The 21434-nt window shown below is 55.1% G+C and carries 17 protein-coding genes; 16 read left to right on the forward strand and 1 reads right to left on the reverse strand.

What is annotated here, in order from left to right:
• The first annotated feature begins 125 nt into the window (after window positions 1-125).
• The 16 genes from ACRCJM_RS01170 (at window position 126) to ACRCJM_RS01245 (ending at window position 15894) form a co-directional block, all read left to right on the forward strand.
• A complete protein-coding gene (locus ACRCJM_RS01170; protein ID WP_431463477.1) occupies window positions 126-656 on the forward strand; it encodes a hypothetical protein in 531 nt (176 codons plus the stop codon).
• Window positions 656-931 carry a hypothetical protein gene (locus ACRCJM_RS01175; RefSeq protein WP_237223460.1) on the forward strand — a complete coding sequence of 92 codons (276 nt, stop codon included), beginning with the start codon at window positions 656-658 and terminating at the stop codon, window positions 929-931. The genes ACRCJM_RS01170 and ACRCJM_RS01175 overlap by 1 nt, the downstream gene beginning before the upstream one ends.
• 422 nt (window positions 932-1353) lie before the next feature.
• Window positions 1354-2205 carry an RNA polymerase sigma factor gene (locus ACRCJM_RS01180; RefSeq protein WP_431463478.1) on the forward strand — a complete coding sequence of 284 codons (852 nt, stop codon included), beginning with the start codon at window positions 1354-1356 and terminating at the stop codon, window positions 2203-2205.
• Between the two features lie 275 nt (window positions 2206-2480).
• Entirely contained in the window at window positions 2481-2708 is a 228-nt protein-coding gene (locus ACRCJM_RS01185) for a hypothetical protein (protein WP_431463479.1), read from the forward strand.
• A gap of 14 nt (window positions 2709-2722) precedes the next feature.
• Complete coding sequence (locus tag ACRCJM_RS01190; RefSeq protein WP_431463480.1) at window positions 2723-3844, forward strand: transglycosylase SLT domain-containing protein; 1122 nt, start codon at window positions 2723-2725, stop codon at window positions 3842-3844.
• Window positions 3829-4527 (forward strand): hypothetical protein, encoded by a 699-nt coding sequence (locus ACRCJM_RS01195; protein WP_431463481.1) that lies wholly within the window; start codon window positions 3829-3831, stop codon window positions 4525-4527. The genes ACRCJM_RS01190 and ACRCJM_RS01195 overlap by 16 nt, the downstream gene beginning before the upstream one ends.
• A gap of 12 nt (window positions 4528-4539) precedes the next feature.
• A complete protein-coding gene (locus ACRCJM_RS01200; protein WP_431463482.1) occupies window positions 4540-5121 on the forward strand; it encodes a hypothetical protein in 582 nt (193 codons plus the stop codon).
• Complete coding sequence (locus ACRCJM_RS01205) at window positions 5118-6602, forward strand: hypothetical protein (protein ID WP_431463483.1); 1485 nt, start codon at window positions 5118-5120, stop codon at window positions 6600-6602. The genes ACRCJM_RS01200 and ACRCJM_RS01205 overlap by 4 nt, the downstream gene beginning before the upstream one ends.
• A 1-nt stretch (window position 6603) precedes the next feature.
• Window positions 6604-7155 carry a DUF6668 family protein gene (locus ACRCJM_RS01210; protein ID WP_431463484.1) on the forward strand — a complete coding sequence of 184 codons (552 nt, stop codon included), beginning with the start codon at window positions 6604-6606 and terminating at the stop codon, window positions 7153-7155.
• A 126-nt stretch (window positions 7156-7281) separates the two neighbouring features.
• Complete coding sequence (locus tag ACRCJM_RS01215) at window positions 7282-7512, forward strand: hypothetical protein (RefSeq protein ID WP_431463485.1); 231 nt, start codon at window positions 7282-7284, stop codon at window positions 7510-7512.
• A gap of 184 nt (window positions 7513-7696) precedes the next feature.
• Entirely contained in the window at window positions 7697-9430 is a 1734-nt protein-coding gene (locus ACRCJM_RS01220; RefSeq protein ID WP_431463486.1) for a hypothetical protein, read from the forward strand.
• Window positions 9431-10957: an SCO6880 family protein gene (locus ACRCJM_RS01225; RefSeq protein ID WP_431463487.1), complete on the forward strand. Its 1527-nt coding sequence runs from the start codon at window positions 9431-9433 to the stop codon at window positions 10955-10957. It begins immediately after the preceding gene.
• Window positions 10958-11065: 108 nt separating this feature from the next.
• Window positions 11066-12664, forward strand: a complete 1599-nt coding sequence (locus tag ACRCJM_RS01230) for a hypothetical protein (protein ID WP_431463488.1) — start codon at window positions 11066-11068, stop codon at window positions 12662-12664.
• Between the two features lie 26 nt (window positions 12665-12690).
• A complete protein-coding gene (locus ACRCJM_RS01235) occupies window positions 12691-14451 on the forward strand; it encodes a type IV secretory system conjugative DNA transfer family protein (RefSeq protein WP_431463489.1) in 1761 nt (586 codons plus the stop codon).
• Window positions 14444-14947 (forward strand): hypothetical protein, encoded by a 504-nt coding sequence (locus tag ACRCJM_RS01240; protein ID WP_431463490.1) that lies wholly within the window; start codon window positions 14444-14446, stop codon window positions 14945-14947. The genes ACRCJM_RS01235 and ACRCJM_RS01240 overlap by 8 nt, the downstream gene beginning before the upstream one ends.
• Window positions 14948-15087: 140 nt before the next feature.
• Entirely contained in the window at window positions 15088-15894 is an 807-nt protein-coding gene (locus ACRCJM_RS01245) for a DUF3800 domain-containing protein (protein WP_431463491.1), read from the forward strand.
• Between the two features lie 191 nt (window positions 15895-16085).
• Here ACRCJM_RS01245 and mobF read toward each other — a convergent pair whose 3' ends face one another.
• Entirely contained in the window at window positions 16086-21212 is a 5127-nt protein-coding gene (gene mobF, locus ACRCJM_RS01250) for a MobF family relaxase (RefSeq protein ID WP_431463492.1), read from the reverse strand.
• Window positions 21213-21434: the final 222 nt, after the last annotated feature.

Raw genomic sequence — 21434 nt, forward strand, 5'->3', positions numbered from 1 at the left:
TAGAGCAAAAAAGTGCCTTAATAGGAACCGCGTGCGCGACGCGCGCGTTAAAAGGAAATCTTTTGACTGATATTAATCAATCAATCAATCAGTCAGTCACCTCAAGTACAGGCGCGCGAGAAAAAATGACTGACGGACTGACTGAAGCGAACCAGACTTTGAAAAACCACCCGGCCCAGCCCATCGGGGCCATGCCCGCAGAAGTCGCCCAGCTCCAACTACGAACCGCAATCAACCGCACCACCCCCGGCATGCTCGACGCCGTAGACGGCCCAACCCTCGATGCCATCATGCGCCTGCTCGTTAGCCGTGAAGAGCGCCGAGGCAAGCAAGTGCAGAACCCCGTGGGCTTTTGCATCCGCGCCATCGGCAACGAACCTGGCGGTATCGAAGCACTCACCGCCCTGGCCACCATCGAACGCTACACCGCCCAAGAAACCCAATCAGCTGCCGCACCAGCCCCGCTGCCCTCAGCACCAGTTGCCTTCTGCCAGGTACACACCCGTGAGTACACCGGCCACTGCCCTCTGTGCCTCAAAGAAGCCACCGGCGCACTGACCACCATCAGCCCCGAGACCCCCGCAGACGTTGAGGCTGGTAAAGCCCTGCGAGACCAGCTACGCGCCCGCCGCCAAGCAAAGAAAGAAGTCGCCTAGTGAAAAACCGTACGCCGCGTAAGTCCCTTGTCCTCATTGCTGTGTACGGGACAGTAATTCTTTCCCTTCTCTACATTTCCACGACTGGTTTTGTCATCAGCCTCAGAAGTGCGCTCCAAAATAACACTTTGACGTTGGGACAAACTGTTGAACAGACGTGGCTTGCAGTTCTGGATATAAAAAATCTAGCCACTTTCGTGCTGATCCTGTATATGTCGCTTTTCGTGACTGCTCTTGTAACTTCACCCCAGGGTGAAAACGACAGACTCAACTAAGGAGAAATATCACTATGCGCCTATCCCTCACAAATCGCCAGTTCAGAAGAAACATCGAAACAGCCCTGGTTGACATTAACGCGCACTTCTGTTGCTCGAACAGTGGAGCCTTGACCCCCAGGGCATCGACATTCACCAGAAGAAGCGAATTGGCCGGATGCTCGGTTCAGACATCAGATATCTCATCAAGGTAAGTAGATATACCCCTGGATATTTCTGGGTTGAAGACGAGCTCAAATCAACGATGAACCGATTGCAGATCCTGAGTTTGAGATGTCCTGAGCTTGACCCGTATCTTCCGCAATTGCCCGGCATTTTTATCTAGTCCACTGGTCAGTAACGGTTCGCGCCCTGCCCCATCACTCACCCGCACCAGCAGAGCACTACCACCGACTAAAACATCAACCCCAAAGAGAACAATCATGACTCATACACAAACCGGTGCCGCCCGCGCCTGGACACCCGAAATGCTCGAAGACTGGCAGAACACCATCTACCTCATCCGAGCCCGCCTCACCAGCGCTTGCCCCGCCCACGACGCCCACGACGTCCACCAAAACACCTGGCTAGCAGCACACCAGCGTCTTGACTCCTACGACCCCACCAAAGGCCCTTTCGGCCCCTGGATTCGAGCTGTGGCAATCACAGAAGTCAAAACCTACCAGCGCAAAAAACTCACCGAAGCCCAGCACGATGAAACCTACAGCCACCTAGCCAGCATCGGCATCAGCGAAACCCTCTCCCTGATTGAACAAGACATCGCTACCGGCATCATTGACGAAGACGGCGACTATACCCGCTTGAGCCACATTATGGGCATCCTCGCGGCAATCATGGAAAACCCCGCCCACCTAGAGCGCACCTTGAAAATCGTTCTAGCCTTTGATGGCAACGTAGCTGCCGCCTCCAGGGCTCTGGGTATCGCCCCAAAGACCCTGCGGGATAATCAGGCCAACACTGTGCGCTTGGCCCAGGTTATCCACCGTGCGCTGGATGCTCATGAACGGCTAGCTGCCCAGGGCGGCACTGAGGCTGTTACTGTCGAAGACTTACTTGACTGTCTGCCGGGTAAGGAGGCTAACCTGCCTGCTGGCTTTAGCGTACTGGTCTCGATGATTGCTACCGGAACAGACCTGAATGCCTCTGCGGTGGCCGCCCTTGGTGAACAGCTAGGCATCTCCCACTCCCTGAGTCGGGACTACTACAACCAGACCCTCAAGATGCTGTCAGTGGCCAAATTGGTGATTGATAGGGGACTTGCTGTTCATGCATAACATCATTCCATGTCATACAGAATCATGTCATATCACATCGTTTCATGTGGTGTGATGTGGCTCTGTGCTTATGTGTATCTGACATGCTGTAATGGCGTGTGATGTGCTGTGAAATGATGGGATATGAAACCATGTGATATGAAATGAAATCACACGATACGATATGAAGCCTCGCTGCAAAGGACTCCAAAAAACCACAGCACCAGCCCGCCGAAACCACCAGCTAAGTGCATATACCTCTACGAACCCCACAAACGTAGACGAAAGAGCACACTATGGCTAAAGCCCCCACCCGCTGCACCCTCTGCACCGGCACCACCAAACTCACCACCATCACCCGCCCAGACACCGGCACCCGTAGCCCCATCTGCATCAGCTGCCACAGCCTCGTTACTTCCAACGCCATCAACCAGGACATCACACCCTGGCACGCTTACACCCAGCTTTTAGACCGTCTCGATAGACACTTCGGTAGAGGTCTCCAGCTCGCCAGCATTAGATAAGCCGGGGGGACAGCATGAAAAATAAAGGCCTACTTATAGGTGCAGGCGTCCTCATCTCAATGCTGGTTGGAGTCATTGCCCTGCTACCTCTACTCTTTGGCGTCTTCGCCACTGTTATTACCCCCATCGAAACAGCGTCATCTAAATGCAGCCCCGCAGTGACAACTACAAGTGATACCGGCGAGAACCTTATCAATGTCCCGGCTGAGTATGTAGAAGATGTTAAAAAGGCCGGTGAAGACTCAGGCATTCCAGCAGAGATACTTGCCAAGCAGATTCAGCAAGAATCAAACTGGGATCCTAACGCCGTATCACCGGCAGGCGCTAAAGGCCTAACTCAGTTCATTCCCTCCACCTGGGAGGCAATCGCACCGGGCGAAGACCCCTTTGACCCGCACGCTGCAATCGCCGCCCAGGGCCGCTATATGAAGCAGCTCAAAGACCAGGTACAGCACCTAGCTAACGGGGACGCCAACCAGATTGTGAAGCTCACCCTCGCGGCCTACAACGCAGGGCCCGGTGCTGTATTGAGCTACGGTGGCATACCGCCCTACAACGAGACACAGCACTACGTCGAAATCATTACCTCCGGGGCACAGGTCAACTTCTCAGCTACCTGCTCACAGGTCGATGGAGCAAAAGCCTGGGACGGCGACCTCGGCACCGGCGAATGGACGAACCCCTGCCCCGGATGCGTCTTTACTTCCGGGTTTGGCATGAGAAATGTCTTCCCCCCAGGGGACTGGAAAAATAACCACGTAGGCGTAGACCTAGCAACCCCAGGCCTGGGCCAAGGACAAGCCGGTGTAGAAATCATCACCCCCACCGACATGACTGTAGTTGGCATCCTCGATGCTGACAGCTGCGTCATCGCTAAACAAAACGAAGCCCCTGGCTTCCAGTTCGGCTTCTGTCATCTACATGCCATCGACGTAAATGTCGGCCAAAACCTCAAACGCGGCGATATTATCGGTACTGAAGGTGGCACCGGTGGCGGGGCAAAGTTCGCCTTTGCAACCCACCTACACTTTGAAATCTACGACCCGCAATCGCCTATACCGGCTTACCCCTACAACGGGCACAATATAAACCCCGAACCCATCCTCAAAGAGAAAGGCGCATGGGTGAACTCATGACCGATAAAAGGTACAAGGGCACACTTATGATCATGGGCGGCTTGAGTCTGCTGAGCGTGCTGGGCCTAGTTGTTGCTATCTTCATCCTCTGGCCTGATAAGGACACTAACGAAGAAAGCTCGACAGCTCCTGTCAATACTTCACCGGCGGCAACGGCAAGCCCAAGCCCCTCGGCAACACTCAGTATCGCTGAACGACGGGAACTTCTGGCAGAAGGCAGCTGCACCGACCCGGCCGCCGTCGATAGGTCAGACCCCGAAGCTCTCATCAAGGGATTTACCGAAATTGCCTTTTGCTGGGACAGCACCACTGACCCCAACACCACAGCAGCCATTCTCCGCGCACAGCCCCTGCTGACCGAGGAATACTACAACTCCCTAGACCCCAACGTTCGTAACGCTATGAGTGCGGATTTTCTGGCCGTATCAAAAAGCAAAGCCTACACCCTCCCGGTAGTTAGCTTTGCCCCAGAAGAGACAGAAGAAATGCCAGAAGGCTTTATCGCTAAAGACGTCATCGTTGAATGGACATGGCTCGGACGAGATGGCTACGAATATAAAGGTGGACGTTCCCTTGCAACCGTAGCTGCTGTAGAAGAGGAAGGGCAGTGGGCTATCAGCGGAATGCAGATTAACTCAACAACCAGCGAAACCGGCATGCTCTACGGCAACACCAACCAGTAGAAAGGAATCACCATGAGCACCACAACAGAAAACCAGCAGCCCCTCAAGCAACGAGTCTCCATCAAAGCATGGGCCCTTATCCTGCTGACTGCCCTGCTTGCCCTGAGCACCCTGGTGCTGGGTATCGGCTACTCCAAGACCCAGGCCGAACTCAAGACCGCACAGGATAACGTCGCCTCCTTGGAAAGCACCGTCCAGACCCAGCAGGCCACTATCGAGACCTATCAGGCTGACACCCAATACTGGAGCGTGGAAGAACAGGACAACGCTATCGCTGTTGCCGCTGCCGCCGTGGCCGTCGAACGTCGCGGCCCTGAGCGTGATTTCGAGGCCTACCTTTTCCACATCGAATCGTACGGCACCGATAACTTCCGCACTCAAATAGATGGTACCCGCAACGACCTGAAGACACGCGGCATCGTGCGCCTTGTAGAATCAACCGACTTTTCACAAGCTGATAAGGCTATCGTACGTATCGGCTCATCAGGCGTTATCGGTGGCCGTGAACCTCGTGGCTTCTACGATGTAACTCTCATCAAGGCAGATGACGGCTCTATTTTGGTTGACTCTTTCTCAGGAGTGACCTACCAGTGAGCAACGAAGACACACCCACCACCAAACCACCAGAGCTACCGCTCTTTCCTGTCATTACGGTAGAGGTCGATGATGAGAACCACCAGCTCTACGCCTCAGCACCCGGCTCTACTCTTATCACCCACTCCTACGATAGAGAGCAATGGGCCGACGAAACCCAAGTAGCCTACCGCAACGAGCAAGTTGCCAAGGTTGCCGGTGCTATCGCCCAGGACATCGGTATCAAGCACCCTGTGCGCGTGAATGTAGCGATGGATGATGAAAACATCTACAAGATGTGGATGGATCATCAAGGCACAGAACTACAGATGCTCCCAGAGTCCAGCCCTCAAGAATCAAAGCCCTCCAACGGTAAAACCTTTGGGGGGCTTTCCCCTAAGCTCTGGGGAGCAATCATCGCCTTCATCCTCTGCGTTGCAACCATGATTGGAGCAGTGCTATGGAAGAACGGCCAGGAAGAAGCCGCACCCATCTACACCCCACCACCGGTACAGCTGCCCGTCTCAGCACCAGCTGGATGGGACACGTTCGCGGACTACTCCCTAGAAGCCACCACAGCCTCACCGCTGATTGTCGGAGATAAATTGCTCTATGCTCAGGGCGGCGAACTGAAAACCGCTAACTCCCTCGACGGGGTACAGCTCTCAGCTCACCCTGTAGGCTTTGACATCACCTCCATCACCACCGTGACAGGACTAGGGGAGAACATCATTGCTGTTGGCGGGGCTAACTCCCAAGCAGCTATCGGCACACTGGGAGGGGAACTGCACACCATCAGCCGCCCCACGAGCCAAGCTACCTTGCACTGGGTGTCAGGCGTGCCAGTCTTTACCAGCACAGGCGCGGTATGGGTGCCTAACACCCACGGTGAACTGACCAAGCTCACCGCCCCAGCTGATACCGTCCCCGCTGCCGTATTCGGTGGCACCGTCTGGATGGTCTCAACAGTCGATACCCAAGCATGGCTCATCTCATCGGACGCACCTGAACTACCGGCTCCGGTCAGTATTCCAGCCCCTGGAGGTTACACCTACCAGGGGTTTATCGCATCGGTCAATAACCACCTGGCCTTTGCCTTTAGTAATACCGAGTCACGCGAACAGGTCATTGTTCTAGCTGATGCCACCGAGACAGGCACCTTGGAGAACGGTCGCACCGTCAAGGGTAATTACAACCAGACACAGGTTTCTGTTGACCTGGCTCGTAACCTGCTGCTGACCGGCTCAACCCTCGTGGATGTTGCCGCTAACCAGGCAATGAATGTTGGGTCGAATGCCTCTTACGGTGGAGGGTATGCCTGGGCTCGTGGCACTGACCCCCAGCGCATTAGCGTCACCGGCGATGTCACCAGCTGGGCTACTAGCTCCGCTACCCCTGTTATCCCGGCTGACGTTGATAGCCAAGGTAGGGCCGTGGTGCTGTATAAGCCCTCTGCCCAGGATGTGCCCTCAAAGCTCTACGTCCTACGAAAGGAGAATTAGCATGGCCGTTTTCTCACGCCGCCAAGCGGTACTGGAAAAACCCGCCCCGGCTAACCCCTTTGTAGCACCGCCTACAAAGAAAGAAGAAGTCGAGGACATCGGCGTTAGCGAGTTATTCGATAACGATGTGTCCAAGCACTTTGAAGCCCCCAGCTTTGGGTCATCGTCCATTGGGCTCTACCCGGTAGCTGGGGGAGTGGGGTTATCCACGATGGTTCGCTTCGCACGCGGTGCCCTGACCGAGAATCACCAGGTTTGTGATGCGGTCATTCTTGTGAGCACCACGGCTGCTGACCACCTCTACAAGGCCCAGAATCTACTTCGCACCGGCACCACTGCCAGCGGCCAGCAGATTATCGGAATCGTGCTGGTAGAAGACCGCCCCAAGCTCTCAAAAGACACTATTAAGGAGGCCAAAAAAACTCTTCGCATGACCAAGCACAGCTGGGGCATCCCCTTTGTCAATGACCTGCGAGAACCCAAGGACGTGACCAAGTTGCCCTACCGCTACCGCAAGGCGCTAGAGAGCCTGAGCAAGGTAGCAAGCTCCTAACACTCTGCTGCACCGCGCTGGTGCAGTTGCCCCTATCTACACCCCCCCAGGCGCTGGGCCGGTTGCAGATAGGGGCATTTTTACACCCAAAATCACCATTTCTTCACGAATAGAAAGAACGTACCAATGAACGTAACCCCCACCGCATTCCCCGGCGCAGAAAACCTGACCACCGTTATCGGCTGGATTATGTACGGCGGCATGATGTGTCTGCTGGCTTTCTTCATCATCGGCATCGTCAAGGCGGCTCAGTCTCGCCGCCAGCACGCAGAAGAACGTGTCGAGGCTCCGACTTGGCCCCTGGTTGGCGCTGCTTTGATGGGTATGGCTGGCACCATCTTCAATTTCTTCATGTAAACCCGAACCTAAAACGTGTGGTGCTACCACATCACCTATGGGGTAGCACCACCATACATAAGCGCTGTGACTGGCACACACGAAGAAAGAAGCACTGATGCCTGTTATCAATTCTCTTTTACAATCTGCATTGGGCAAAGCTCTTGAAGCCTTAGCAGGATATATCTATATCTGGCTTGTGGATATGCTCAACCTCGTTGGAATCTGGTGGCTGGAAATTAAACCTATCGGTGATGGCGAGGAATCTGTTGTCAGAGTGATTAGCGACGTCACCCGTCCTCTGGCTGCGATGGTTGGCACAGTTGGTCTTATCGTTGCCTTTGTGAGAGTAGGACGATCTGCTGGAGCTAAAGAAGACACCTCAGTGCTTATCGAAGGGCTGATGCGTGTAGCTATTGCAGGTAGTGTCGCGATTCCTGGCACCCAGTTACTGATGGCTTTTTCCTCTGAGTTTTCCCCTTGGATTTTTAGGGGCATCGTCAAGATAGCTGGCCATGAGGGAGCCACAATGATTTCTACGCTCCCACAAGGAACAGAAATTGCTACTACCGGATTTATTGCTATTGCACTTTATAATGTCGCCCCGTTCGTCTTATTCGCTTCACTGATTCAGCTCATGATGGCTATGGGCACAGATATTGCGGCTTCCCTTTTGTCGGGTCTTTTGCCGATTACTGCTGCTGCATCGGTAACTGCTCAAGGAAACCGGGCCTTCTGGAAGCAAGTGGGCTGGATTATTTCCTGCGTGATGTTCAAACCAGCTGCTGCCATTATCTATGGTTTTGGGGTTGCCCTGACTCTTGGCGGAAATCTCAGCTCCTTTGAGGGTACATCTAACCCTGCTTTATCAATTATTGCGGGGCTGATGACTATTATTCTCGCTTGCCTTTCTTTGCCTGCTTTGGTTGCTCTGGTGGCTCCTATGTCTGGTGTCCTTGGTGCATCTGGTGGTCGTTTTCTTTCTTCTGCTGCGTCGGCGGCGGTGGGTGCAGCTATTGTGATGGCTGCGGGTGCGGCTACTGGTGGTGCTGGTGCTGCTCCTGCCGCTGCTGCTACCGGTGCCAGTGGAGCTGCTGGCGGCGCGGCGGGCAGTGCCGCCGGTGGTACTGCTGCTGGTGCAAGTACGGCCACAGCTGGCACCAGTGCAGCAAGTAGCGCAAGTGGTAGTGCCGGTGCTGAGGCTGCTGGCGGTGCAAGTTCAGAGCTCGCTGCTGGTGGAGCCCATGCCTCCGCAGAAGGCTCAGGCGCTGCCGGCGGTACTGGTGCTGGTGCTGGTGAAACAACCGGTGCTAGTGAACTTGGTGCCGATGAAGCCTCTGCACCAGGCGGCACACCAGGGGTAGAGGCTGATGCTACTGGTTCGAATCTCGGTGCCAGTGACGCTGATGCTGCCGGTGCTGATAGCTACTCAGCTGACGGTGCCCCTGCATCCGATACCTCCGCACCCGATAGCTCTACTACTGAACCAGCTGGGGCTCAGAGTGGGGCAAGCACCGACGCCCCCGATACAGGTGCAAGTACCTCTGATGCAGCAGGAGCTAGCGCCCTCGATACAGGTGCCAGCGCTCAGACGCCAGCTAGTGGAGCCGACTCAGACACTAGCTCTAGCTCTACCGCAAGCGGTGCTGCCGGTTCTTCCAGCTCAAGTACCGGGGCAACCTCCGCTGAGGTCTCGGGCACCTCAGCAGGTTCCGATACCTCTGCAAGCTCAGGTGCCAGCCTCTCATCAAGCTACTCAGACGGCGGCTCATCCTCGGCTCCCGCCACTGCCAACGGGGCACCTACCACCACCAACAGCACCTACCGCCCACGCGGGGGAACAGCTGCCCACGATGCAGCCCGGTATCTGCAAGATATGACCCGCGCAATTGGGGACGAAACCGAAGGCGCTATCAGACCAGAAGGAGCAGGCCAGTAAATGAGTACCCAAGAAGAAACCCGTACCCGCTACGGCAACATCATCATCCCACCAGACTCAGGGTTCTTTGGCATCCCCAAAGCAGTCTCGAACCTGGCAGTGGGCATCATCTTTAGTGCCTTTGCCCTCTGGTTCCTCCTCTCCCTCATCCCCGCCCTGGCCCGCTACTCCATGTGGGTTGTGCTTATCTACATCACTATCTCCGGCATCTACATCCTGCGTCGCCTCCGCAAGGGGGTTGCAGGACGCTACAAATGGCAGGAAAAGAAAATGAAAAAGCTCTTTCTCAAAGCAAAAAAGGAAGGCCTGACCTCCTACCGTCCCGGCCCCTCTGGTAATACCCCCGACGGCTCCTACCGTCTACCGGGTGTACTGGCTACCACCGAATGCTCAGACTACATCGACTCATTCCATGAGCCCTTTGGCCTGCTCTGGGATCCTAAACGCGAGGTCGGCACCATCTTCATGTCTGTTGCAGCCCCCGGTCTTCAGCTCCTAGACCAAAAGTTCGTCGATGGCATGGTAGCCCAGTGGGCCGCATTCCAGCGCCAAGCAGGCACCAGCGCCAACCTCATCCAGGTTGCCGCATCCGTTGTCTCCACCAAAGACTCCGGTATGCGCCTGCCCCTGGCTGTGGCCAAGCACCGCAGTTACGCCGGTGATTCCCCAGTACCCCTAGCTGCTCGGGAAATCATGGACGAGGTACTGGATATGGAAAACCAGGCCCTGCCGCGTATCGAGCACACCGTCTCACTGACTTTTTCAGCTCGGGCCATGAGCGAAGAGGGCATTGCCGCGCGCACCAAGGACGAACTGGCCGATGAAGTCTCTACGGTTATCAAGAGCTTCAAGGACACCCTCTCAGCTGCCGCTGCCGGTACAGTGCGCCTGATGGATGCCCAATCAATTACTGACAGTTTCTACTCCGCCTATAATCCCGGCCAGGCACACTCTATTGATGTTGCTCGCATGGCTGATGGTGGCACCAATCTGCGCTGGGAAGAAGCAGGGCCCACTCACGCGGACGCCGAAAAGGACTACTACGCGCACTCGGGCTACTACACCAAGAGCTTCCAGATGTGGAAACCCCCGGCCACCCTCTTCATGGAAGATTCGCTCCGGGCTCTACTCTCACCTGATGCCAACCTAGAGAAGAAGCGCGTGACCCTTATCTACCGGCCCCTAGCCCAGGATAAGAGCCACGAAATCGCCCTGAGCACCGTTAACGATGCCCTCTATGAAGGCAACCAGAAAGGGCGAAAGGGAGGCTCCCGCTCTCGCGTACTGATTCAAAAGGCAGAACAGACCGAAAACGAGATGGCACACGGGGCCACGCTGGTGCCGTTCACCATGATTGTCAGCGCTACCACTGATAACCCAAAGAAGTTCCCGCGTATCTCCACCGATGTGCGCCGTGCCGGGGCCACCGGGGTCAACCTGGGCTTACGTGAAGCTACCTACACCCACGATGCAGCCTTTGCCCTGGGCCTGGGAGCTGGCATCATCCCGCGCGAGTTCAAGCTCTAACCTACGCACCTCATCGTTACCCGTCCCCCTGGGCCCTAGCTGGCTTAGGGGGACGTACCCCTTTACACCTCAAAACATCACCCACCACCACGTTAGGCAGGCGGACACATGGACTTCCTCATCGACTGGACTATCAAAATCCTCGATAAATTCAACGGCTCCAAAAAAGACTTTGCCCCCGAAGAAGCCCCGGCACCAGAAGCACAATTCAGCGAACTGACCTCCCGAGGATTCAAAAAATCAGGTGGCGGCTACATGAGCGTCATCGAACCACCCGTAGAATTTTCAGCCTCATCCCAACAGGTCGCCGGTCTCTTCCCCTTCTGCGTCGGTTCCTCAGAACCGCTCATTGGCACCATCTTGGGCCGCTCTTTGACCAATGGCCAGCCTGTCACCGGAGATCCTGTTTCCCTCTACCTTGCCGGTATTATCTCTGCCCCCTTGGCAATCGTCATGGGTCTCAACGGGCGCGGCAAATCAACGCTGGTACAACGAATGATGCTAGGAATTGCCGATGCAGGGTTCTTGATTATGGCCCTGGGCGATGTGAAGCCCGACTTTAGAAAGACCATCACGGCCCTGGGCGGGCAGGTCATTGAACCTGGCCCCGAACTGGACGCCATTAACCCTCTGGATGCCGGGCCTTTGTGGCACCGTATCAAAGACCTCGAAGCCTTTGATGCCGCCAATGGCACCCGCCACGCAAAGACCCTCAAGGCAGAGATTCATACCCGCCGCGTCTCTACCATGCAGTCCCTCTTCCGGCTCTCAGGTGATGAAAAGGCAACCCGAGTTGCCAACGACTCTCTGCTGCTCTCACTTGCTATCGACCAAGCAGATGCACAGTGCATGGCAGAAAACCCGCCCCGCCAGCCTCTGATTGAAGATGTACGTCAAGCTGTTCTGGCAGGCAACGAAGCGATGCGAACCGCGCTACTGACTGAAACCACAGAAGAATACAAGGCTGCTTCACGCGATTTGGTGCTGGCTTTGAACGTCTTCAACACCGGTGGCGCGTTCGGTGACGTATTCTCTCGCCAGACCACTACCGAGATTGACGTGACCCGTTCAGTGGACTTTGACATCTCATCGGTACGCGAGTCTAAAAACAAGAACCTGCTGGCTGCTGTCCAGATTGTCTGCTGGGCCTACGGTCAGGCTGCAATTGGCGCGGCCAAACGTCTAGCTGATGTGGGCCTGGAACCTCAGCGGAACTACTGCGTGGCAATGGATGAGCTTTGGGCGCTGCTAGAGATTAACCCTGAGATGATTCACCACATCGACGAAATCACCCGACTTAACCGCACCTTGGGTATTGCCCAGATTCTCATTACTCACACCCCCAAAGACTTTGTGTTCAACGACCCTGGCCTGACTAAAAAGGCTAAGGGCTTCCTTGAGCGCTCACCCATGAAGCTCTACGGGGCGCTGGCTGAGGACGATATGGAGGCCCTAGATAAGGTCATGCCCATGACACAGCGTGAGAAGAACACTCTCATCTCCTGGTCACCAGCTGGTCACATGGATCCTGAAACCATGCAGGTCTCACCTCCCATCGGACGCGGCAAGTTCCTGCTCAAGTACGGTGAGGGCCCTGGTAAGCCTTTCCAGCTGACCATCACACGGGGCGAGAAAGAAATCTTTGAATCTGATGGAGCATGGGGCCAAGCTATCTCTCGTGCCCGCTCACCTATGCGTGCTGCCTAAGAAGTAGTAGAAAGGACACACACCTTATGTTCCGCTCACGTTCATGGGTGGGGCTCTACACACTGGTACTAGGCTTTATCGGTCTGGCCGTTGCCCTCCAAGTAGGGCAACGGCTCACCGGGGCCAAAACCACAAGCCTCAACCCCCTTATCGGTATTCTCGAACTCATTACCGGGCGCATCAAAGCCTCACCCCTTAGCTGGGTTCTCGTTGCCCTGGTCATCATCGGCTGCGTTATTTTCTTCGTGGTCTTTGGTGAAGAACCTAATGAGAAGTCACCCGAGCGCAAGAATCAGCTGCTGGGGGCACATAAGCTAGAGAAAACCGCCACCGGCAAAAACCTCTCCAAACACGCTACTCTCACCGGCCTGACCATCGGACGTATCATCGGGTCAGGAAAATGCGTAATCCAGAACTGGGAGTCAGTCGGCCTGTACTTTATGGGCCCCCGCATGGGTAAAACCAGCGGTATCGTAGTGCGCCACGCAATTGAGGCACCTGGGGCTTATATCTTTACGGCCAATAAGCCTGATGGGGTTGCTGAGATTATTACCGCCCGTCAGCACATGGGCCAAATCTGGTTATGGGATACAGAGGGGCTACTACCTGTACCTGTAGCTGACGACCAAGAAAAGAAGCCTCTGATGGTCTGGAACTTCCTCGGTTCTATCACCTCTCGCTCTCGCGCTGAAGCCTACGCAAAGATCCTCAATGACTCATCCAAGCTCTCAGGCGAAAGCGATAACGTCTCATCGGATGCTTTCTTTGAGCCTCTAGCCCAAAAAGTCGTTGTCGCCTCCTTGCTCGCGGCCTCATCACGCGGGTACTCGGTGGTGAAGATGCTGGAAATGACTCAAGAATCAACCCTTGCCCAGCTCTATTCCATCGTTCAGCAGGACTTCCCTCTGCTGTCTGCTGATGTCAAGAAGGTGGCAGAACAGCCCGATAAGACCAAAGAGAACATCCTGGCAGGTGCCTCTCGTATTCTCTCGGCGCTCTCTAACGATGAGATTATCCCTTGGCTCGACTCCAGCACCGTCCGCAAGCACGAGCTCTTTGACCCTGCCAAGTTCGTCCGTACCCGTGACACCCTCATCATTCTGGTCAAGGACGGCGGCTCTTCTGCTGCCACCTTATCCTCCCTGCTCGCTGAGGCTGTCATGAACGCCGCCTTGGACGCGGCAAGCCCACGGCTTGACCCGCCCTTGGTCTGCGATTTCGATGAAGCGAACAACACCGTTCACATTCGCACCATGCCCAAGCGGTACACCTACTTTGGGTCTCGCGGCATCATCGTCAATCAGTATTTCCAGACATACTCAGACGGGGCCAGGCTCTACGGCGAAAAGGGCTTTAGGGCTCTGCTGTCTGCGGCTACCGTCAAGGTCGTTGGTGGTGGCATTGACGAAGAGCGTGAGCTAGCGGCTATCGCTAAGACCCTGGGCACCTATGAGAAGAAAACCGTTTCGTCCTCAGCCTCACGTGAGGGCGGGTTCAATACCGGGGCTACCTCAACCTCCATCTCACGCCGCAAGGAAGAGATTATGTCGGTGGCCGAACTCAGTAACCTGCCCCAGTTCCGGGCCGTCTGCCGTATCTCAGGTGTAGGGCGCGGCCTGGTCGAAACCACCCCTTGGTTCAGAGATGAAGCACTCAAAGAGAAAATTGACCCCAAAGAAGTAGAGCGAATCGCTAACAGCCTGGGCTACAGCCTGGGACTAGCTAAAGAGAACTCATCGTCCCCGTCCCCGTCCCCAGATAAGAAGGAGCCCCTGCGCCTTGTATAACCCCCAAGAACCGAACCGGCTACTGACCCTTAGCCCCGCCCAACAGGACGAGTTTGAGAACTTTGTGCAATGGTACTTCCAGGTTCTCGAGTCCAACCGCGCGCACCAACCCTGCATCAAGTGGTATCTGCACCCCGAGGCTGTAGACCGCCTCATCGCCCTGTGGGCGGCCTCCCTGACCGTGAGTATTTCCGACGTCGATATGACCGGCACACCGGTGGGGGATGAGGACGCCTTGAAGCAGGCCACGAGTCTGCGGGAATGGTGGCGAGAAGCTGACATCCAGAACAAGATGCTCTTTGATGGTTCGTCCTCCCCGTTCTCAAACTGCACGCCCTATAACCACGTTGAGCCTCACACCTATGAACGGGCAATGACTGAGCCCAGGCCCTTTCCCAAGATTAATTGGGATGTGCTCTACCCGGCAGAAGAAGAACCCACTCAGATGCTAGAGGGCCCCTCAGATACAGAAGAGAAAGAATCTACCGGTAGCTAGTAGATAGACACCGTCGCCAGCAATGGCCAGGGGGTAGTCCACAGATCCTGTGGACTACCCCCTTTTTTTATTTTTCTGTGATTTGTTTCGGACAGCTAGAATAATAAATGTTAAAACAAAGATAGATACCAAGGGTTCCGATGCACTATTACTTCTGCGACACCGAGCACAAATTTCTGTCTTGCGATAGTCGAACTCATGGAGGATGTCAGAATCAGCCGCCCTCCCCAAGCCAAGAGATTTTTGCTTTTATCGATGAGTCAGAACGAGCTAATACTCATTACTTTATGGGAGCTATCGTTGCTTCTGCTCAACAAATAATAGAGATATCGGACAAAATGGATTCAATCATGGGTGAGTACTCGCAGGTGGTTCCGGTGTTGACTCCAGACACAGAGTTTCACGGTAGTGAGATGATGAACGGGAAGGGGGTGTGGAAGGACGTACCTTTGCGTATCAAGTTTGCAATGTTCCGCAAAGTTTTCGATGCAATCTATCAATCAGGTGCACGAGTTTTTGTGGAAGGCATCCATCATGCTGCGCTTCACCCAGCAGCTAATAAGCAGATGAGCCCTAGGGAACGTGCTTTCAGCCATCTTTTTGAACAGATTAATTATTATGGCTATGAACAAAACCAAGTGCACATTATAGCTGATGAGCACCACACCGCAACCACAAGCCGAAGTAATTTCTCACGTTATCGAACACAGGGAACCTACGGGTATAAATCAAATAAGTTGCAGGGAATCGACCCTGATCTTGAATTCATAGCTTCGACAGAGAGTAGACTGCTTCAGGCTGCTGACATGACAACCTATATCTACAATCGGCTGGAAACTATCGAAGAGAGTAATCCAAAAGCTCAAAAGTTCAAGCGTGATTTATGGGACACATTCAACCATTCAATATATACACCGAGTCGAGGTCGAGGGCGTATCTGGCCTTAGCCGTTGTAGATGCACAAAACCCCCGCTAGTGGCGGGGGTTAAGGCAATGCGGGAGTCCCTTTGCTTCAGGAATCCTACACCTACATTGTTTCACTTTTTACTGAGATTTACAACCCTTTTATATGTAGCTGTGTATATAGCTCCTCCTGGTAGTGAGCAACTAAGGGGGATTTAGGGAAGAACACTGTCCTCTACCGGATAGCTGTCTTGAACACCTTTTGTTGCCGGTTCAGACGGTCAGCGGCGCTTTCACGCTTGGCCTGAGCATCAAGAGCCACAGCAATCTGACGGCTACGATGCTGACGCGCCTGCACCGTCTCCTGCAACTTACCCAGCTTCACCTGAGCGTCCTTGCGAGAGCTACGGGCCTTCATCATCTTTCGCTTCACGTCCTGACCCTGCTGCTCGAACTGCTCCAGCTGCTCCTTAGCCTGAGCCAAAGCGGCCTGGTTCAGCTCGAACCGCTCCTTGGCCTCACGCACAATACCCTGGGCAGGCACCCATTGCGCTTCAACCTCTTCAAGTGTGGTGAACCCACCATAGGATGCAGCAAACTTGGCGGTGGCCTCATCTACCTGACGCGCGGCCTTAGCACGGCTGAAGAAGCTAGCCCCCTCCAGCGCTGCCTTAGCCTCCTTGACCGGGCGGTAGGCCTTCTTCGCGTCAAAGAATACATCAGACTGAGCCTTGAGCAACTCCACACGGTACTGCTGGTGCAAGGGGGTCAGCTCTTCTACCAGCTGCTTGAGCTCACGGGTCTTGCGGGCCACCTCATCGCTTTGGGCCGATAGATTCGCAAGTTGCTCATCAAAGGAGCTGACCTGCTCCTGGAGGTAAGCTACCTTCTCATCACGGTTCTGCACATCCAGGACGTACTCGACCTCTGAACGGTTCTCGCGGGTCTCTTGCAGGTGCTCGGCTCGCTGTGCAATCCTTGCGGACTCTTCAGCAGAGAGCAGAGTTGAGGACAGGCGGGAGCTCTTGTGCATGGCAACCATCTGGGCTTGCAGGTACTGGCCGCGCTCCGATTCTTGGTACTTCTTCGGAATGGCCACAACCTCACCGACAGGCACCTTGTACTGGTTGCGGTAGGCCTCAATCTCACCGGCGATCCTGTACCAGCGCTTGGCTGCACGGGGATAAGCTGGCACCTCACCCAAGGACTTGACCCACTCGGGGCGTTCATCGGCCAGCTGCTTACCGCGCAGTTCGATAAGCTGCCCGATTTGCTTACGGTGGGACGCTAGCAGGGCCTTGTTCTCAGGCTTGACCATCGGGTTAGTAGCCCAGTACGGGTCAACGGTGTGGTTGGAGACCCCCGCACGTACCGCGTCCTTGGCCGGGGTCTTGTACCCGGCATCTTCTACGGTCTTGAGTGCGGTTCTACGCAGACGCTGTTCACTCTTGAGAGCCTTGACGATGGTGAAGAGGTGGTCGCGGCGCTTCTCACCACGGACGAACTGCTCCACGGCCTTTTGCTCCGGGCCCATCTGTGCACGTCGTACCCATTCGTTATCCATTGCGTAAGCGTTCTGCCGCAAATCGTCGATATGGGGGTCTTTGGCGTCCTCACGAGAGCGCAACAGGGCAAAGGTCTTCATACGCATCTCGCGTAGCTCTTCGGTCTTCACCAGAGCGTAGGGACGGTCAGCCCAGTTGGCATCTTCAAGGTTGGCGCTATCAGGCTTCTTGGGCAGGTTGGCCTCAGCACGGGCAATCATCTTAGCCAGTGTGGCATCAGAGTAGCCACCTAGCGGGCGGGCCATGCGTTCCTCAAGCAATGCCTCGTTGTGCTCGCGTACCTGCTTCACACGCCACTGCATGACGGCCGCTGCATCGTGGGCGTCCTCGAACCCGCGAGTGGGGAAGGCCTGGCGTACAGCATCACGGGGGTCGAACCCGGCACGGTAGACTTCATCTAGCTCGTAGCACAGGGCCCCGTAAGCCCCGGCGTTAATCATCTTCTCAGCCAGGGTGTCCCCGACTTCCTGGCGCAGCATGGTGGCGTAGGACTGCTTCATGGAGTGCTCGGCCAGGTTGTTGTAGATGCTGACGCGGGTTGCCACGTCGCGGGTCTCTGCGCGCAGACGCTCTACCTCTTCATGCACGGAGAGGTTCTTATCGTAGTTGTTAGTGATAGCCTCCAGCACGGCGTCGCGGTTGTTCTCGGCGTCGGTAGCCACGTAGATGCGGTTGGAGAAACGGCCACGGGTGATACCAACGTAGGCCCCGGCGCGGTCGGTGCTCTTATCAACGTAGGCGTGAACGGTGTCTACGGTCGCACCCTGGGAGCGGTGAATAGTTGAGGCATATCCCAGCTCAACGTTCTTGGCAACGTAGTGAGCTGATAGGACAGTCTTACCACCGTGCTTGAGGTTCTTGACGACCATAGACCCGTCTTTACGGGTGGAGAGAACCTGCCAGAGGTCGCCGTTCTTCACAAAGTCTTTGCCACCACGTACCTGGTTACGGCGGTCATTCTCACGCGTTACGACAGTCTCGCCCTTGTAGGCTGTGGTCGAATCATGCAGGGAGATGCCCCACTTATTTTCCACTACCTTGCCCTGGGCAATGGCCTGAATCTGGGCGCGCCTATTTAGCTCTTGGACGGCCTGATTGTTAGCTGCCAGCATCAGTGATTTTTTGCCGGCTGCGGTATCTGCGCTCCATGCCTCAAAGACCTTGGAGAGCATGACATCAGATTCACCGGCCATCACACGGTTATTGTCGATGTACCAGGCAAAGGGTTTGTCGGCTCCGGTAGCGGCAGGTTCACGCAAGAGCATAGAGGCGTTGGCCTCTTCAATGTTGGTGCTGCCGTCCTCGTTACGGAAACGGAAAACGTCTTCGAGATAGACAGCACCGACTTCTCGTTCAATCAGTCGTAGGGCACCACCGGCACCAACGGCTGAGAGCTGACGGGTATCGCCCATACCTCGGATAACTGCACCGCTGTTGTAGGAATGGGTCAGTAGCTCGTTGAGTTTGGGGGTTGAGACCATGCTGATTTCGTCCACCAGCAGGACGTCGCCGTGGGTCAAGGTGTGCTTGGTCTTGTCGCTTTCGTGTAGGAAACGGTCAAGAGTGGTGGCCTCGATTCCCAGCTCTTGGCTCATGACAGCTGCCGCTGCTGCGGTGGGGGCTAGGTCGATAACCTTGCGTCCTTGTGCCTTGATGGTCTTGACGGTCAGCACGGTTGAGGTGGTCTTACCGGCACCGGCAGGGCCTATACCAACGACTAGACGCTTGGGGCTGGTGGCAAAAGCACGGGCCATGTTTTCCTGTGCTTCTGATACCTGGCTGGCTTTCCGGTGGGCTTTGAGCTGCTGCTCAAAGGTATCTTTTTGAGCCGGGGCGGTGGCGTCATTGCGTGCTGCTGAGAGTAGGTTCTGCTCGCCTTCGATGACGCGGTGGGTGGTGTAGAGCTGGCTACCTGCGCGGGTGCAGACGCTGGTGCCGTCCTTACGGAACTTCTCTTCGGGCACGTCCATTGTGTGCTCGGCCCGCATTGAAAGAGAGATATTTTTGACGGACTTGATGGTGTTTTGGAAGATGTCGTCGTCAATGAAAGAGCCGTTGGTGAGCTCTCGGAAGTAGCGGTGTGCCTCGGCTTCGATGTGGCGGTCGCTCCACATCGAACGCGTATTTTCAAGACGGCCAATAATCTTTTCGGCGTGCTCTAGGGGTGAGGTAGTGAGGGCTTCGCTCTTACCGGAAACAACCTTTTCAGCCTGCGTAGTAGAAGAATTACGCAGATGTAGTTCTAGCTCATCGCCGGTGGGTAGGTAAACATCTTTGAGGGATGCAGCTTTCTCGCGCCATAGTTCATTGAGGTCTTTGAGGGACTTGGCTTCGAGTTTCTGGGGGCGAGTTGAGAGAGTAACCTGCTGGTAGAGTTGCTTGACCTGACGCTCGTTAGGCTCATAGCCGTGGTCTTTGACGAACTGGGCATGAACCTTTTTGTACTCTTTGTTGATGCTGGCGCGGCGTGATGAAAAGGCCTGGATTGCTTTATCTTCGAACCCGGCCAGCTCGTAAATGAACTTGCCTTTACGCGGTACTTTAACGAACTCAAGGCCCAGGTTCTGGTGAATGTACTGGGAGATTTTGGTGTTATAAAGTTCGGAGGCGCTGACCCCGTAGCCGTAAATATTGCGCCCGTCGATGGCTGACCATCTACCATCTGCACCCTTGACTCGGTTGACGATGACCAGGTGGTCGTGGATATTGGGGTCGCCTTCTCGGGAGTCGTAGTGACGGAATTTAGTGCCGATAATGCCGCCGTCAACGTCGATTTGCTCAACACCGCCTTGCCCACGGCGGGTGTAAAGCGCGTTTTCTTCCAGGTAGGTAATGACATCTGCAATGGCTGCTTCGTGGGCTTTTTCGATGCCTTTGCGGAGGTTTTCGTTACCCAGTCCCCAGGCGATTGAGACTGATTTGGTGGGGGAGAATACGAGGTCGTAACCGGCGATTGACTGTTGTGCAGGCTTTTCTAGGCGCTGCATGTAGCGTACTAGCTCTTCGTTTTCGGGGTTGTAGCCGTTCTCTTCGCGGAACATTTTGGCGGCTACTTCTAGGCGGTAGGCACGCATTTCAGCCTTGGATGGTTCGGCCTTTCCAAGGCTGTTGTGCTTGTCGATTTTCTTCTGAACTGCCTTGAGGAAGTCCTTGTTAGCGGTGGGGTAGGAGTGGTCTCTGTTGCCAAAGTCGTGCTCTTTGATCCACTTTAGTTTGGCTTTTTCTTTGGCTTCTTCTGCCTTGGCTTCTGCTGCTCGGTGCTGAGCCGGGGTCATGGTGTAGGTTGCGATGATGCTCTCTTTGGCTTCTGCAAGAGAGGGTACTTTACCGCTGTACGGTTCAACGGTATTGAGCTTCATCATCTTTAGTTTGCGCTTATTCACGGCTTCTCGGGATAGACCAATCATGCGGCCAATACGTTGTTCGGGGGTTCCCTTTCTGACCTCATGAATGATGCGCCAGTTCTCTTCTGCGTACTTAACGCGCTCTTCTTCCATGACTCGGATGCGCGCAAACTCGCCAGCTACACCAGCAGCCTCAAGAGCTTCGGTGTACATCTCGGGGGTCAAGGGTTTGGCTTTACCGCTAAAGAGCATTTCCATCTGAGCTTCAGTGACGTTGCCAGAGACCCCGAGCTCATGGATAGATGAACCAACCCACTGACCAGGGGGCATGCCCTCAACGGTGTAGTAATCACCGATTTCACGGTCATTTGAGCGCAGTGCATCACCTGTTGCCACCTCATGGGTGTAGTAGGTGTGGCCGTCGCCGTGGGACAGCTTATGCACGGTCATCATGGGTCTATTCTATTTCAGTAAGTATGCTTGGTACAACCTGAGTTACTGAGTGCAAGAGGTGTGACGAAAAAAAAGAGCGATTAGCGACTGACAGCGAGCACAGCGAAACTGGCAATAATGGGGGAGCCTGCGGAGGAATTATTGGCAGGAAGATGTGGCGGCGAGCTGGAAGGAGAGGTTCTAGCGCGAGTGACTTTGGCACGTTTTCAGGTGAGGTACGAA

The organism is Rothia sp. L_38, assembly GCF_050689125.1.
Taxonomy (GTDB): domain Bacteria; phylum Actinomycetota; class Actinomycetes; order Actinomycetales; family Micrococcaceae; genus Rothia.